The following is a 540-nucleotide window of genomic DNA, read 5'->3' on the forward strand; positions in this document are numbered from 1 at the left end:
AAATTAGCAATGTATATCTTCCTTCCCTTACATTCAATAGTATCAAATTTAATGCCTCTGTTTCTAACCTTATTCTCAAGAAAGATTGGTCGTCAAAGGGCCTGCTTAGAGCACACACATCAATGTAAATAGGTCTCACCTTCACCTCATAATTGAAATTTTAGGAAAACCTTACTGCCTCCAGCCTTCCCTCCCCAATTCCATAACGCCAAAATTTGATGTAGCGGCTCCTAAAATGGTAAAAGTTTTTATCAGGAAAGCAAAAACATGCCAGGAAAGGATCCGTTATGAAGAGGGTATTAGAGGTGGGCAAAGATGTCAAGATAAGAGGGGCGGGAACTCTGGCCTACGCTCTTAGTAAAAGCTATGTGGTAGGCTTGCTGGTGGCCCTGGCCACCGCAGCCATCATCTTTCTCTTAGCTGATCGCAGTGCTCCCCTGGTTAAGGACTTTTTTGGCCTGGAGGGGGTCAGCCTGCCCCATACGGCTACGGTAGGCTGGTTTCCCCTAACCATGGCCCTCAACTGGCTCCTGGAGCGCA

General features: G+C 46.7%; 1 protein-coding gene. It reads left to right on the plus strand.

Annotated features, from left to right (window positions below; genetic code table 11):
• Positions 1-287: 287 nt before the first annotated feature.
• The coding region (locus HW443_RS12805) for a PTS transporter subunit IIC (protein WP_275942779.1) at positions 288-540 on the plus strand (253 nt) is incomplete at its 3' end.

The sequence above is a fragment of the Candidatus Hakubella thermalkaliphila genome, assembly GCF_013281975.1.
Classification (GTDB): domain Bacteria; phylum Actinomycetota; class Humimicrobiia; order Hakubellales; family Hakubellaceae; genus Hakubella; species Hakubella thermalkaliphila.